The sequence below is a fragment of the Oculatella sp. LEGE 06141 genome, from assembly GCF_015207605.1.
GTDB lineage: Bacteria > Cyanobacteriota > Cyanobacteriia > Elainellales > Elainellaceae > Oculatella.
The window spans coordinates 36,151-51,342 of sequence record NZ_JADEWO010000022.1; the positions used below are offsets into that span (position 1 = coordinate 36,151).

Annotated in this window: 11 protein-coding genes; 6 read left to right on the forward strand and 5 right to left on the reverse strand. The window is 49.5% G+C overall.

The window, feature by feature from the left end; translation table 11 throughout:
* Positions 1–187: 187 nt before the first annotated feature.
* From IQ268_RS15930 to IQ268_RS15940, 3 genes are all read left to right on the forward strand, one after another.
* Positions 188–718, forward strand: coding sequence for a DUF2808 domain-containing protein (locus IQ268_RS15930; protein WP_193880879.1), 531 nt, complete (start codon positions 188–190; stop codon positions 716–718).
* A 163-nt stretch (positions 719–881) separates the two neighbouring features.
* Positions 882–1,676: a hypothetical protein gene (locus IQ268_RS15935; RefSeq protein ID WP_193880882.1), complete on the forward strand. Its 795-nt coding sequence runs from the start codon at positions 882–884 to the stop codon at positions 1,674–1,676.
* Between the two features lie 118 nt (positions 1,677–1,794).
* On the forward strand, positions 1,795–2,031 hold the full coding sequence (locus tag IQ268_RS15940; RefSeq protein ID WP_193880885.1) for a hypothetical protein: 237 nt from the start codon (positions 1,795–1,797) through the stop codon (positions 2,029–2,031).
* Positions 2,032–2,256: 225 nt separating this feature from the next.
* Here the strand turns inward: IQ268_RS15940 and IQ268_RS15945 are convergent, their stop codons facing one another.
* From IQ268_RS15945 to IQ268_RS15965, 5 genes are all read right to left on the reverse strand, one after another.
* Positions 2,257–2,712: a hypothetical protein gene (locus IQ268_RS15945; RefSeq protein WP_228035422.1), complete on the reverse strand. Its 456-nt coding sequence runs from the start codon at positions 2,710–2,712 to the stop codon at positions 2,257–2,259.
* A 152-nt stretch (positions 2,713–2,864) separates the two neighbouring features.
* Entirely contained in the window at positions 2,865–3,305 is a 441-nt protein-coding gene (locus IQ268_RS15950; RefSeq protein ID WP_193880888.1) for a hypothetical protein, read from the reverse strand.
* Between the two features lie 179 nt (positions 3,306–3,484).
* On the reverse strand, positions 3,485–4,960 hold the full coding sequence (locus IQ268_RS15955; protein WP_193880891.1) for an HlyD family type I secretion periplasmic adaptor subunit: 1,476 nt from the start codon (positions 4,958–4,960) through the stop codon (positions 3,485–3,487).
* 99 nt (positions 4,961–5,059) lie between these two features.
* Complete coding sequence (locus IQ268_RS15960) at positions 5,060–8,209, reverse strand: peptidase domain-containing ABC transporter (RefSeq protein WP_193880894.1); 3,150 nt, start codon at positions 8,207–8,209, stop codon at positions 5,060–5,062.
* 120 nt (positions 8,210–8,329) lie between these two features.
* Positions 8,330–9,112: a peptidylprolyl isomerase gene (locus tag IQ268_RS15965; RefSeq protein ID WP_193880897.1), complete on the reverse strand. Its 783-nt coding sequence runs from the start codon at positions 9,110–9,112 to the stop codon at positions 8,330–8,332.
* Positions 9,113–10,365: 1,253 nt separating this feature from the next.
* On the opposite strand from IQ268_RS15965, the gene IQ268_RS15970 reads away from it, so the two are divergent.
* The 3 genes from IQ268_RS15970 to IQ268_RS15980 all read left to right on the forward strand — a co-directional run bounded on the left by IQ268_RS15970 (position 10,366) and on the right by IQ268_RS15980 (position 15,160).
* A complete protein-coding gene (locus IQ268_RS15970; RefSeq protein ID WP_193880900.1) occupies positions 10,366–11,262 on the forward strand; it encodes a calcium-binding protein in 897 nt (298 codons plus the stop codon).
* 147 nt (positions 11,263–11,409) lie between these two features.
* Positions 11,410–12,513 carry a hypothetical protein gene (locus tag IQ268_RS15975; RefSeq protein ID WP_193880903.1) on the forward strand — a complete coding sequence of 368 codons (1,104 nt, stop codon included), beginning with the start codon at positions 11,410–11,412 and terminating at the stop codon, positions 12,511–12,513.
* A 466-nt stretch (positions 12,514–12,979) separates the two neighbouring features.
* Positions 12,980–15,160 carry a CHASE4 domain-containing protein gene (locus IQ268_RS15980; protein ID WP_193880906.1) on the forward strand — a complete coding sequence of 727 codons (2,181 nt, stop codon included), beginning with the start codon at positions 12,980–12,982 and terminating at the stop codon, positions 15,158–15,160.
* The last annotated feature ends 32 nt before the right edge of the window (positions 15,161–15,192 follow it).

Here is a 15,192-nt window from a genome sequence, read left to right on the forward strand (position 1 = left end):
TTGTTCGTTAATTGACTGAAACGGATAGCCTGTTGGGGAGTAGTGAGAACCGCGATTACACCTCAACAGGCTTTTTTCTACCATCAACACTCCCATACACTCCGATCAGAGGTCACTGTCTAATCTGACCAATGTTCTGAAAGGCACATGTTTCCGATGTGAATTTGCACCCTATTGGAGTTGAGCCATGAAAATTAGCGCCATTCTGACGATCGCCACCACCAGTCTTCTTTTGAGTTCCTGGACGATCGCCGCTGACCGCAACAATAGCTCCCAGAGTGTTGCCTCCTCTCAAACCCTTGCCAGTTCTACGGTGACGAGCGATCGCTCCCCCACCAACAACAACACTTATTACTTGACAATGACCCTCCCCACTCGTGCGGCAACGGGGTTTGCTCAATTGTCTTTTACAGAAAGATCTCAAGATCCAGGGGCAGTGTCCATTCCGTTTGACCTGGCAAGTACCGAGGCATTTCTAGGCACACCAGGGGCGAACGGACAGGCTGTAGCAATTGAGTCTACCTGGATTGATGAAACGGGTACCTTTTGGATCGAGTTCGATCCATCGATCGCACCAGGAACCGTTTTGACGGTCGCATTTAATGCGAAACCAACACCGTCTGGGTCAACCCATGAATACGGCATTGCCGCCTATCCAGCAACAGCCCGTCCGGTCGCTGTCTATGTTGGGAATGGTACTTTAAATATCCGTCGGTAACCCATGCCCTAAACACCCTTCAACGGGAATTGGAAAAAAGGCTTACAACCGACTCAACTCAAATAAAAGTCGCGTAAGCTAACTGAATTCATCCAGACAGCGAGTTTGCACTGGCTGAACCCATGACCTGAAGGGTATTATCTACGACAAGGAGAATTCTCGTATGCCATCAACAACGTTCACATCTAGCTCTGTTTTAACGACGATCAATGGTGAACCGGCCATTCCACTAGAACACATGCCAGAAAGCTGGCAAGAGATTGCAGATGGAGCATGGATGACCGAGGCTCGCGTCTATACTGCAATGGCACAGGTGTTTCTGGCAAAGAATCAGTATGGACACGTTTTGTTTTTGGAGCGTTCTGATACCGATCACCTCAAAGCCGCCTACTGTGAAGGGAATGGCAAACTGGCGTGGGAAGCTGTATCCCATTATGGCGAAGCATTTTTACCAGAGAATTATCCTGACCTCCAGCATATTCGCCAGCAGGTCGCGTCGAGCGACTTTCAGCAAGACGAGCGGCTCTCGTTGGTAAATATCGTTAGCGATTTGTTTGACGAGCTGGGATACGACGTACCCGCTACATTTTATTGGACGTTTTTACATCCGCTGCAACGGTCAGACTTGTTTGAAGTTCGCTCATTCCGCTTTAGCGAGCAAGACCTGGGAATTGCGCGACGATTTGATGCGATTTTACATGGTGGCTATGTTTCAATGCTGCGGCGGTTGATTGACAGCGTATCCAGCCATTACGGTTATTTCATTGAGCATGGCTGCGGTTGTGAGAATCATTTAGCCAAGCTAAAACCCTGTGACTCCTCATTTTACTACGCGATTCCCCCAGAGATGCGGCGTAAGACCTTACGTGCCTTCTTCTGGAGCGTGATGGAAGAATACATGCTGTTTGAGCAGCGATCGGCCACCCGTCTGGTTTATGCCGATAACCTCACTCTGTGATAAAGCTCGAATCCTAAACTCTAAAACTGAAACCTGAACCTGGGGCTTGGCACTGCCAAACCCCTATTTTTTGTGCAGGCGATCGCAACGACTCAAAAGTATGATATCAAGCTGACCCATGCAGCCATGCCCAGCGGCGAGCAACCCTGCGGAAGCCAATCCTATTCATTGCATCGAGCCAGGACGGTACAGTGCTACATCGTCCGGCGGCATCAACTGGCTCTTTGCAGACCAGGACTACGGCTATACTCTGCTAAAACACCGTTCTGATAGGGCGAGCCACCTGCGAGCAGGCGTTGACCTTTGGCGACAACCCCTGTCGGGAGTCGTGGTGGGCAGGAATGATGTATTCTGAGGTAAGGACGCTCCATAATCAATGATCAATGATCATTACATCCACTCACCCCAGCCATCCATACCAGCCACCAATGCGGTGTTGCCTGGAAGTAAGGCTCTTTGAAGACGCTATGTTTCGGATAGTCGAGACTCCAATTCTGAGGAACTTCCGAACCTTGAAGTTTCCTCAGAATTGGGGGTTGGGGGGCAAATTTGTACCGGCAAGCAATGCCCTATTCAGGCATTAGGCTAAGCGACTGATTAAATGATTGGTCAAGCACTCGATTGCGCCCGGAGGATTGATATCGCCTGCACTCTTGTAAATTTTCCAGGAGCTGTCGTTGCGGTGCAGCAAAGAGCCTCGATGGGTCACACAAATAGCAACAGACGCATCTTCACTGGGACCGCGAAACAGAGTGGCTCCATGTTCGGAACGCCCTCCCAGTTCAAATTGATTGCAGGTGATTTCCTCCTCAATCATAATGAACGTCTTGCCAACGGTCTTACAATACAGTTGAATGGCTAAAAGCCTGTCCTGGATTTCCTGTAAGCACGCCTCAGGAGATAAATCTTGAGCCGCCCAAAGCGTTTCTTGGATTCGCTGCCGCAACTCTTGTTTAATGTGTTCTCGCTGATACTGAACCGGTGCTACGGGAAGTGCTGCAAGTGTCTGCTCGATCTTGGCCCGTTTCATATTCATGAACATCACATCGTTCCTGAAAGGGGTTAACGTGGTGATGCCCCCGATCGCAGAAGTAGTGATGAAAGTCTGTTCAAGCGCTGCTACGCTATCGGCACTGGCCTACCTCTAGCTGTCTTTTCATTGATCTACCTCTGCTCCCAAGCTCAACGTTAGGGATTCACAGCCATGATGGGAAACTCGATTCTAAACGGAGAAAAACTCCCATCTTTAGACTCTCCTGACAACACAACAGTGTACGACCCAGGAGTAGGGAAGGTAATCGTTGTACCGATCGCCTCATGCCCCTGGACAGAGATGGTAGAGAGCGGCAAATGGTGAGCGAGCGGTTCATTGTTGGAGTCGTAAGCCATCACCTGGCAGTCACAATTTTCTAGAGCAATCATGCTGCCATCTTTCTGAGCCAACATAAACCACGTCTGGCTGGCTTCTCCTGCTAGCGGAATATCGTTTGGATCAACGTGAATAGTCGCCCCGATACTATCAGCCGATACCATCTGATTCTGGTGAGCAATCAACGGCAAGGCAATAATCATGGGAGCAAAGGAAAGGCCACAAACCGTTGAAATGAAGATCGGTAAAATTCTATGCACTGTCATCTCCTAGTACTTGACCATATTGGTGTGAATCGCTTAAGCCGATTGCCTCAAGCATTTAGTCGATGAGTGACGCGATCGCACAAGCCGTACCGACATCAAAGCTCCTGCGTCATCCTGATTGACGAATCGCACGAATTTAATGACACTCATCGACTCAGCGGTTGCAATCGCTGTTAGCGAACGGATTTCAATCCATCAAAGGCCTTAATCAGTTCTTCCGCCACGTAGCTAATAGGTGAGCGATCGCGCACCTTAATATTGGCAACCAAACTCATACCAGGAACAAGGGTTAACCGTTCCTCTCCCCGCTCTAAAAACTGTTGCTCTAGGCGAATCTCAACAGGGAACACGGTCTGTGCTGCATTTTGTTCGCTCACAGCCAACGCTTCGCTTCCCACTTTGGTGACGATACCATCTACTGAACCATACTCGGTAAACGGATAAGCGTCAATGCGGACATCTACCGGCATACCCACCCGAATGTTAGCAATGTCAGCATTGGCCACCTGAACACGAGCAATCAACGACTCACTGGGAACCACCTGCATCAATGATTGTCCGGGTTGGGCTACAATCCCTGGCAATTTAGGCCCCATGTTAAACACAATACCGTCCACGGGGGCGCGTAGGTCTTGCTGCTTTAGATCAATTTGAACTTGATTAAGCTGCGAGTTGACCTGAATCATCTGATTCTGATTGGTTTTAATCGTGGTGTCAAACTCGGCATCCAATGCAGCTAACTGCGACTGTAACTCCTGATAGGTTTCCGTCATCAATTGCCGCCCCGTCACCTGTGCCTGCATTTGCGTGAGCTGCAATTGTCGTTTTTGCAATTGGTCTTGATTCATCTGGCTTTGCAAGGCATTAACATCAACCGCCCGCCGCAGAAAGTCAGTACGGGAAATGGCTCCCTGTTCTAACAACGGTTGAAGTTGCGATAACAGTTCCTGCTCTACCTGCATCTGAAACTCAGTTTTATCAAGCTGTGTTTCCATGGATGCAATTTGAGTTTGCAGGCTCGATCCTTGCAAAGACGTGACAGCCACCCGATCTGCGAGCTGCTGTTCAAATAGCTCGTAGCGCTGACGTTGATCAGCCGATAAGCTGCTGGGGTCATTTGTTAGTTGAGCAACAAGCAACAGGCGGGTTTGAACCCGGTTCATTAGTTCCGGAGGCACCTCTCCCACCGTTTGATACAGCGAGTTGAGCGGTGCATCCTGTCGAGCCATTCGCAATACCGCTGTTTCTTTGACAAGCTGTTCCTGTTGCAGCATCAGCGTTTGCAATTGGTTTAGCAGAGCAGTTTTGTCTAGCTGCATCAACAGTTGGCCTTGCTTGACCTGTTCGCCTTCCCGCACCAGTACGGCTGTGACGACTCCTCCCACCCTAGACTGGATGGCCTGAGATTGTGAGATGGGGTCGAGCCGACCTCTGGCTGGAATGACCACATCCACGCGAGTCATAATCGACCAACCGACCCCGGCGGTCATTCCAATGATAATGACCTGAGTGAGTCGCTTTGTCCAGACGGCAGGAGACGGCAGGCTTAAAGCTCCAGCCGTCAGGTCATGCTCTACCTGATCAATTGTAGTCTGGTAGTGACCTCGCAGTGCTCCTAGTGGATTAACCAACCAATGACGTAGGCGCATAATCTCTCCTTATCACAATCAACAGAACATCAATGTCATAGCAGAGGTCTAGCAGCAAGGTGGGCTGCTTGGACAGGGCAAATCAGACGACTGGACTGGCTACAGACGCGACTGTTGGGTATATAGGCAGTAGTAAAGTTGGCGGCGTGCCATCAGGTCAGTGTGCTTACCCTGTTCAGCAATGACACCCGTTTGCATAAACAAAATCCAGTCGGCACGAGCGATCGTCGTTAACCGATGGGTAATGAAAAAGCAGGTACGGTCTTGAAACCGTCGCATCAGGTTCTCGCAAACCCGTCGTTCTGTCTCATAATCTAGCGCACTCGTTGCTTCATCAAAAATCAGCAGACGCGGCTCTCGGGCAACCACACGGGCGATCGCAATGCGCTGTCGTTGTCCTCCAGAGAGGGATGCTCCACGCTCTCCCACCTGTGTGCTGTAGCCTTCGGGAAGTTGCATGATAAAATCATGGGCTTCGGCCACCCTGGCGGCTTCTATGATCTCTTCATCCGGCAGATCGGCAAACAGCGCAATGTTGTCACGGATGGTGCCCTCAAACAAAACGGCATCCTGGGGCACAATTCCAACTTGCCGCCGCAGCGATCCAAGATTTACCTTGCCTACATCATATCCATCAATTGAGATACTGCCAGAGTGCGGTAAATACAAACGCGGCAGCAGCTTCATTAATGTACTCTTTCCAGAGCCGCTTTGTCCGACAATGCCAACAAACGAACCCGCTGGAATATCCAAACTAACATTTGATAGCTGTAGCTGTCCCGGTTTAAAGCCAAAGTTGATGCCGTGAAACTGAACGCGCCCCTCTATCAGCGGTAGCTGAACTTGCCCTTCATCCTGGGGTGGTTCCTCAGACGGAAACTCCACAATATCAGCTAGCAGTTCCATCGAGAGTGAGGTTTCTTGCACCTTCTGCCACAGGCGTGCCAGACGCAACAGCGGCCCTGTGACATATCCGGTCAGGATGCGAAACGCAATTAAGCCCCCCAGGGTTAATTCCCCTTGAATCACCAATCCGGCTCCTACCCATAGCACCAACAAACTGCTGATTGTGTTGAGAAAATTGCTAAATGAGGAAAAGATGGTGTTCACGGTGGCGGTTGTAAATCCGCTGGAAAGATATTGCACGTATCGCTCTCGCCAGGTGGCCTCAACCAGAGCCTCCATATTCTGCGCTTTAACTGTAAAGATGCCGCCCAAAACCTCAATTAAATAAGATTGCACCTTGGAACTGTGTTCTGCTTTAGTCCGAATCAGTTTTCGCTGAATACCCGCGACAAATAGGGTAGAAGCAATAACCACTGGAACTGTCCCCATAACACAAGCGGTTAGCTGGGGACTATACAGGAACATGACCGCGATATAAAACAGCGAAAATATCACGTCTAGCACAGCAGTGAGGGCTGTACCCGTTAAAAATTGACGGATGTTTTCTAACTCGGAAAGCCGCGCCGATAGCTCCCCCACCGGACGTTTTTCAAAGAAGCCCATCGGCAGGTGCAGCATGTGACGCACAATCTCGCTACCCAGACGCAGATCCACACGATGGGTGGTGCTGGCAAACAAATGCATCCGCAGAACGGTTAGCACGGCTTCTAAAATCGAAAACATGATCATCAGGATGCCAAACATGGTCATGGCCCCGATGTTGCCCTTGATCACGACGTTATCAACGATTTGCTGCACCAGCAATGGATTGCCTAATCCTAAAAGCTGAACAAACAATGAGGCCACCAAGACCTGAATCAACACGCCGCGCTGCTGGCTGATGACAGGCAAAAACCAATTGAAGCCAAAATGTTTGATCGGCGTTTGGGGCAATCGCTCTAAAACGATCGCCCGACAAATACTGGTGGATTGATTCGCTTTATCTGCCTTTGAGGTTGGTTTGGGGACAAGGCGAGACGCTAGCTGTGCTGGAGCTAATCGTAATAGCCCGGTGCGAGGCGAGGCGAGCACAACCGTGGAAGGAGCGACATCATGTAAAACGGTAAACACATCGCGGCACTGCACGATGGCTGGAGTGGCTAAGCGATTGATGCCGCCCGGAGTGGGCGTAAAGCGGACAATTTCGGCATTAAGACCAACCGCCTGAGCAATGCGGCTACACAGATCCAGCGGATCGTATTCGTCCAGGGATTGTTTTGCTAACCAGCGGCGCAACGAATCGGGACGATAGGGTACCTGTAACCGCTCGCAAATCATGCCGAAGCAGGCCACCACATCTTCAACCGCTGTAGGAGCGGGCGATCGCCACACTGGAAAATCCTTAGAACGGGGAGCCGCCGTTTCAACGCTGGGTAGGCCAGAGGATACCGGCTGAATGGCAGAGGATGTAGAGGGTACAAAAGCAGAGGACGGGCTTTCGTGGGCGAGGGAGGGGGTCTCTGGCAACAGGTGCAGTTTGCTAGAGGGTTCTGCCGTTTCAACATCAGCAACCGCCGGAACCGTATTACCCAGAATGGTAGACATCCAAAAGCGTTGATCAATCCCTATCAACCGAATTGGAAATGGGGATGAACGTACCGACGGTAGCTGATCGGTAAATACCACTGGAACACCAATGGGAATATCAAGAGGTGCGCCACCGCTGACCAACCACGTGCGATCGGTGGGCAACTCAAAGGCTGCCGTTTTGGGATTGGCCGCCGGAAACCAATGTTGGACAACAGCCAACTGTTCTCGTTCTATATATTGAACGACATCCTTGAGGTTGACTTTATCAAACCGAGTTTGCATTCCAGCCATAAAGCGGGAAAGCGTATCAAACAGCTCGGCTAAGCTTGCCTGTTCGGTTAATACCGTCATTAAATGCTGTTGGGCGATCGCTTCAAAGTCATCAGCCGACAGCGACAGAGTTAATACCTCTTGATCAACCTCATCCGAATCGGAAGGCTCGGAAGGCTCGGAAGCGGTGAGTGCCGCCCGCACTGAACCAACCGCAACTCGACGGAGTAAGCTATCCCAGCCAATCACCGTACCTTTTCCCCTGACGGCCAGAGTAGGGCTTTGATAGGAGGTTAAACCCAGGATGCGAACTCGTCCCTGCACCACACAATGAACGGCGGACGGCAATTCCCTGGGAGGATAGATGACTTGACCAGGACGAAATGAACACAGTTGCAGTTTAGAGGCAACCTGCCCTCGCAGTTTGGCAGAGAGATGATTGAACGGCCACGCTTCAAAAAAATCTGAAAGATACGAGTTAATTTGGGTATCAGCGTACGTCATTGCTGCGAGTCCTTAATTACCACCATCAACTTCTTGCGCCATGATTCAACGTCAGTTGGCGAAACCATGCGTGTCGTTACGATTACCGCTCCTGAATCGACACAGGATTACCGCAGCCCCCTACCCTGCCGACGGCACAGACGATGGCTCTAATGCGTTGGGCTGCACCGCAATCATGCCGGGGGTAGAAACCACTTTCTTAATCTGATTTTGAAGCCACTGGTTATAGAGTCGATTCACCAGGTTTGTGCGAGTGGCCTCGGTTAGACGGGCAGATGTCATCTGCTCCAACCGCACCAGCCAGAAGCGATCGGCAATTGGAACTGGGCCATAGACACTGCCAGCTTCACCACTGCTAAACAGAGTAGCAACTTCAACTGGAAGCGTAGACATGGGAACCGGCCCAATCAATCCACCCATTTGGCGCTCTCTTCCCAAAGAATGTTGTTCCGCCAGTTCGGCAAAGCTGGCTCCATCGTCTCGAATTTGGAAATATAGCTCTTGAGCCAATGCTAAATCGGTAAGCTGAATCAACGAATACTCGACCTGGTCAAAGTCTGACTTGGTGCGAAGAAATTCGGACTCAATCTGGTCAGCGAAATAGAGTTGTTTGAATTTTTCCACTCGCAAATCTCGCAGCATCACACTGTTGAGGTAACTTGGAGCCACCCCCTTGCGCTCGCACCATTGGTTTAAGAAATCGTCGAAATCTTCTGGTACTGGAGCATTGGTCGGCCCAACCAGAGCTTGAAATAGCTCGTTTTGGGTTAAGGGAACTTGCTCAACAACTTCATCTAGTACAACTTGCCCTACTAATGTTTCTAAGAGTTTGTATTGAACTAACGCAGAAATGATCTGATCGCCATCAAATATGCGACTTCCAATCTTCAAACTGTTGCTCATGGAGGCGTTCCTGAACCCTGAACCGGAGAATAGTCGTCAATCACTTAGCAATAACTCGTATCACGTGTCACTTGGCGAAGTGTCACTGCATCCATTCAGCCGTTAGCACCGAAGTTTAGAGTATGGCTGGTAAACTTTGGAGGTCGCTCCACTGTTTAAACCCATCCTTTCACTTCAGCGAACCCTGTAGAGCCCAACCAAGATATTCGCCTTGCCTGTTTGATACAGTGCGGCAGTTCATAACTTGGTGATAGATGACTTAGCCAGTTAGGGAAAGACGGCAGCAGTGGCAACACCTGATTCGTTAAGGTCGCAGTTCGCATCGCACGGGTCGTCGCTATGCTGAGTCCTGCTATGCACGTTGACGCTCGTGTATAAAGAGCGGCTTGAGGAAGAGCACCAAACTATTAAGTTAATACAAACCATATCACATTCATCCGTACAACCAGGCAACCAGAACACAATTCAGATAACTAGAACCAATTTGCAAACTTTGTTCCAATTAATTGGTGATCTGGCTCACAGCAGAGGCAAGATTATTGAGATAGCGATCGCGATTGCACCTATTACTACAGCACTCCCTGTATACAGAGGTTCTACGCCAAACCCGGATAACGTAGCAGATTTAGTAGCCAAAAAACCGCCAAGCCTCGATGTTCATCAAAGCTTGACCCTTTTCCTAACTAGAACCTGAAATTAATAAGGGTTCTAGTTAGACCATAATTGCAACTTTTGGTAAAAAATAGAACATGTTTTGCTTCAGTAATTTTACGCATAAACCCGATCAATTTCAGCCATTTTGTAGAGAAGCTGCTCCTCCATAAGGAGTACAGCGATAAAAGATTGATGTGGCAGTGAGGCAGCTTGATGTATAAAAAAGTGCGATCGCCTCAAAAAAAATCTGGAATTCCCGGGTTGGCGAAATCTTTAAATTTTACTTAGACTGGTGCACGAATCACACCGCATTTGAACTTAGAACAGCAAGTGCAGTGCTACTAGATTCAGACAACGCTTAGTTCATTCAATCTCCAAGCCAGTTCAACTAGCCCGCACGGACGGGATACCGCAAGACCTAGACACAGCACGGCAAGCGTGGGGTCTTTAGCACTACCACTACTCTCAATAGGCATTCTCAAACGAAATGCTGCTTCTTAATTGAGAAGCCGATTTGGCTGGTCTGAACTTGCAATCAGCCCTTCTGTAAAGGTGAGTTGACAACCGCTTTGCAGTTCATTAATTACAAGGAATCTATCATGAGTAACACCTCACGCAGAGGCTTAGACGCAATTCTGGATCTGTTCAACAACAGCAACAGTAATAACTTAAACCTCGTGAAGGGGCGGCGATTCCAGGGCACAGCGAAGAATGATGTCTTTGTTGGAGTTCCGCAAAATAACGTTGCTAGAGGCAGACAAGGACGGGATGCCCTGGTCGGTGGTGCAGGGAACGATCGTCTGGATGGCGATGGCGGCAACGATGTTCTATTTGGCGGCGGCGGCAACGATGTACTTTCAGGTGGTGCTCAGCGAGATACTCTGTACGGCGAAGCAGGAGATGACCAACTGGACGGCGGCAACGGCAACGACTTCCTGGATGGTGGAATCGGCATTGATACACTAGTAGGCGGCAATGGTAACGACCAACTAGTAGGTGGTGATGGAGTCGATACGCTGACGGGCGGCGCAGGAGCCGATAAGTTTGTCTACAACGGTGATGTCTTTGCTAATGGGCCAACCGTACCCGCAGGACAAACGGGTATTCAAGTCTTGAACACACCCGACATCATTACTGATTACACGATTGGCGAAGATCAGTTCGTCTTGGATAAGTTAGACCTGGGACTATCTGACCTGGTCTTCCAAAAAGGCCAATCTGCCCAACTGGCTGATGGTAATACCATCGTGCTAACAGATGGTTTTGCTGCTGCTGGAGCCGCAGCACGTGCTATTGCCAACAACAACAACGTCCAGGCGAGAGAAGGCGTATTTGTCTACTTCAACACAACCCTGGGAATCAGCCGACTGGTTTACTCCAAGGATCTGGCGAATGGCGGCGACATCAGCGTGTTAGCCAACCTCAACAACCAGCAAGGACAATCTGGGTTGACGAATCTGGCGAACTTTACAGCCAACGATTTTAGCCTGGCTTAATTTCAATGAACCGTAACCGATCGACATCTCCTGGTGACAGATTACAGATTAACGACTCGATAAGGTTACGTCATTGCAACACCCAACCATCAGTATTGCAACGCCTTGATCTGAACAATACATGGGTTTAGCACTCAGCCCATCGGGGTGCAGCTACCGTCTAGTATTCGCTTATTAAACCTACTGTTGTTCATTTGGGACTTCCTGGTTATGAACCGTCGGGTATTAGGTGGTGGAGCGATCGCTTGCTCTGCAATGGTCATTTCTGGTTTGGCACAACCCTCTACACCAGAACAAAACGTCACTGACTGTGATAACAGTGGTGCCAAGGCTACTTCGTCCTGGCTACCTCAACAGTTGGCACAAGGCCAGTGCCAGCTCAGTAGTATGATTCCGACTATTAACAACGTTCCAGAATTTCTGCGGCTTGGTGCGCTATGGGGCAACCTGCGTGCATCTGTGGTGCCAGATGAAATGGAAACCGTGTATGGCAAATTATTAGAGGAGGCACAAGCCGCTGCAAGCAACGATCGTTTGGCAGAGGCGATCGCTAACATCATTGGCATTCCCAAGAACAGTCGGCACTACGACATGGCGCAACAGCTCCAGGAAGATTGGTCACAGGAACTGCTGCAACAAGCTGCCAACCATTATCAACAAGCTCAGACTACAACCGCTATCTCTATGCTCAATGCCATTCCGCCAACCAGTGAACGGTATGGCCGTGCCATTGAACTACGGACGATCTGGAATCAGGAAGCCGCTTTGTTTGCTCAAGCGAAAATCGCCAAAAATGCAGGGGACTGGAGAGGAGTGATTGATACACTCAGATCCCTTGACGGCTCGTTGCTGTATCACAGCCTGCCAGCGCAAGAGCTGTTGCAACAAGCCATGAATAAACTTTTTGAAGCAGACGAAAGCTGGATACAACTGGCATCAAAATCTGCCGATGAGTTGTCTGCTGCGGCTGGAATGCCAACGCTATCGTCTACGATGAATGGTTCTCTTCCTCTGTCAGTAGATCCGATTCCCAAGCGCTCTAGCTTACCCATTGCGCTGGAACAAGCAATGAAATGGGCGCAGCCCCAGGTTCCATCGGCTGAAGCAAAGCCCAATACTAGAACCAGAAAAGCAACTTCAACCAGCAGTTCCACATCGTCAACCACAGTGGCTCCAAAGCCTTCAATTATCCCACCCGAATCGGCTATTGACTCCCTGAAAGAGGCACTGGGTAACTTCGCAAAACCTTGATGCATCGCTTAAGCTAACGCGCATTGGCCTGACGTACATTGACTTAACGTACCCTAACCTAAAGGTAAGTGAGTCGCCAGACTAACGATTGAATCATATTCTGTGGAGATGAGGATGTGCTACTCGCACCCTCATCACATTTTTGTGTTTATCTCTTTGTTTATGTCCTGTTGTATTTGTCTCTTCTCGTCAGAGGGATTAACCGTTACGTAATAATACGCAAAAAACGGCGGCTTCAATTACGGAAACCTGAAGCGATCGCTCCGTACGTCACCAACCGGGATTTCCCGAACACGCTTCATAAAGCGCATGTGTATCGATCAACACTGTTCTGAATCATCCCAATCGCATCAGCGAATGTATCTTTTTTTACATCTAATTCCGTCTGCCGAATGAAACCTGAGCTATAATTTTGGGCGACCCATTCTGTTGCAGCATGTTCCAATTGAATACAGGCTACTGATTCATGATCAGGTTGAATACTCTGCGGATACCGTTGCTTGTAACATCGGGCATTCTCAGCATCACCGGAGTTCTATATTTTGTCACTTCAAAAATCCTTTTAGACAATGTTATTGAAGCTGAACACCAACTGGTGAAGCAAGACCTTCGACGGGTGCAAGATACGATCGACTATGACTTGAACGCCTTACAAACCGAAGCTCAGGACTATGCCTACTGGGATGACACGTATATTTTCATGGAGGAGGGTGATTCAAGTTATACCGAAATAAACTGGAGCGATACAACCTTTGAGAATCTTCGTTTAGACCTTGCCCTGCTCGTTGATCCATCCGCCCGAGTATTGTTCAAAAAAAGCTTTGATTGGGAAGCGTTTCAAGCTACGCCTTTCCCTTCAGGTCTGGAACGCGACAATCGGCTAGATGCGAGTCTGTTGCAACAGTTAGCTCCACCAGACCAATCGAACCAGTCTGGCTTGCTTTTCATGCCAACTGGGGTGCTTCTGGTCGCATCCAGCCCAGTCTTAACTAGCCAGGATGAAGGGCCTAGCCGAGGCACGCTGATTATTGGACGCTACTTGAACGGCACAGAGATGGCACGGTTGGAGAATTTAACCGAACTATCGATCGCTGTGTACCCGCTTCACAATACTCAACTCCCAGCCGATATAGAAACGGCTCGCACAGATCTACTCAAGCGTCCGGAAGATGATGTGGTTCAGGTGCTGAACCAGAACCAGGTTGCGGGGTATAGGCTACTATACGATGTTCATAATACGCCTATCCTAATCTTACGGATTGATACACCGAGAACAATTTATCAGCAAGGGCTACTCAGCTTGCGCTATTTGGGAGCCTCCCTTCTAATCGTTAGCCTGCTGTGTGGGGCTGCCATTTGCGTGTTGCTCCGGCGGGTGATGCAGTCCATGATCATAGAGCGCGATCGCCAACAACTGGCTACCTTGAACCAGGCATTAGAAGAACAGGTCGAGCAACGGACGGCTGAATTGCAGGAGCAAGCCAACGCGCTACGAGCTAGCAAAGAAGCCGCAGAGGTTGCTAACCGCACCAAAAGCGAGTTTCTTGCCAACATGAGCCACGAAATTCGCACTCCTTTGACCGCTATCCTGGGTTTTACTGAGTTGCTAGAAATTTCGTCTCCCCATCTTGATCAACAGGGCTATCTTCAGCGCATTACCCAGAGTGGAGAAAGCCTTCTGGCTATCATCAACGACATTCTGGATTTGTCGAGACTGGAAGCCGGAGAACTCCGGCTGGACTCCCACCCATTCGACCTGCGGGAGATGGTGCAAAGTTTAACGTGGATATTCCAGCCTCAGGCTGCCGCCAAAGGGTTATATCTCACAGCTAACATTGCTCCAGATGTTCCTCGTCGTCTGGTTGGTTCTGTTGATCGGCTGCGACAGATTTTAACCAACCTGATTAGAAACGCCATCAAATTTACGGTAACCGGAGGCGTGACGATCCAGATTAAACTAGTCGATCAATCTCTAGACGACGGTGTAAAGCTGCACTTCAGCGTTCAGGATACCGGAATTGGCATTGCCCCAGAAGATCAGGCACATATATTTAAACCCTTTACGCAAGTTGATCCTTCCTACGCGCGACGGTACGAAGGAACAGGGCTGGGGCTGACGATCTGCCGAAAAATTGTACAGTTGATGGGAGGAGAGATTGAGCTTGAAAGTGCTTTAAACCAGGGTTCCACCTTTGGCTTCACTGTGGTACTGGAGCCGTTTTGCTCTTCACAACCAGAACCGTCCAGCGCTGCGGCATTCAACCCAAACACGGCGGTTGCATCAACCACTCAAATTTTGCTGGCAGAGGATATAGAGGAAAATCAAACGCTGATTGTCATGATGCTCCAACAGTTAGGCTACCAGGTTGATGTGGTGAGCAACGGTCAGCAGGCTCTCGATCAACTGGCAAAGCAAGACTACAGCATTGTGTTGATGGATTGCCAAATGCCTGTTCTGGACGGGTACGAGGCCACACAACAGTTGCGGCAGCGAGAAACACCACCGCAGCGAACGATCGTCATTGGTATAACGGCTCATGCGATGGTGGGCGATCGCGAAAAATGTCTGAAGGTTGGAATGAACGATTACCTCAGTAAACCGCTCCGAATGCAAGATTTAGATACCATCTTACGACGGTGGTTGTAGTTAACTCAGCGGTTGATTGAAGGCAAAAGGAC

Excerpts from the sequence above, each read along its gene's own strand:
- IQ268_RS15965 (WP_193880897.1), bottom strand. The coding sequence starts at position 9,112 with ATGAGCAACAGTTTGAAGATTGGAAGTCGCATATTTGATGGCGATCAG.
- IQ268_RS15960 (WP_193880894.1), bottom strand. The coding sequence starts at position 8,209 with ATGACGTACGCTGATACCCAAATTAACTCGTATCTTTCAGATTTTTTT.
- IQ268_RS15935 (WP_193880882.1), top strand. The coding sequence starts at position 882 with ATGCCATCAACAACGTTCACATCTAGCTCTGTTTTAACGACGATCAAT.
- IQ268_RS15980 (WP_193880906.1), top strand. The coding sequence starts at position 12,980 with ATGATCAGGTTGAATACTCTGCGGATACCGTTGCTTGTAACATCGGGC.
- IQ268_RS15970 (WP_193880900.1), top strand. The coding sequence starts at position 10,366 with ATGAGTAACACCTCACGCAGAGGCTTAGACGCAATTCTGGATCTGTTC.
- IQ268_RS15930 (WP_193880879.1), top strand. The coding sequence starts at position 188 with ATGAAAATTAGCGCCATTCTGACGATCGCCACCACCAGTCTTCTTTTG.
- IQ268_RS15945 (WP_228035422.1), bottom strand. The coding sequence starts at position 2,712 with ATGAATATGAAACGGGCCAAGATCGAGCAGACACTTGCAGCACTTCCC.
- IQ268_RS15955 (WP_193880891.1), bottom strand. The coding sequence starts at position 4,960 with ATGCGCCTACGTCATTGGTTGGTTAATCCACTAGGAGCACTGCGAGGT.
- IQ268_RS15940 (WP_193880885.1), top strand. The coding sequence starts at position 1,795 with ATGCAGCCATGCCCAGCGGCGAGCAACCCTGCGGAAGCCAATCCTATT.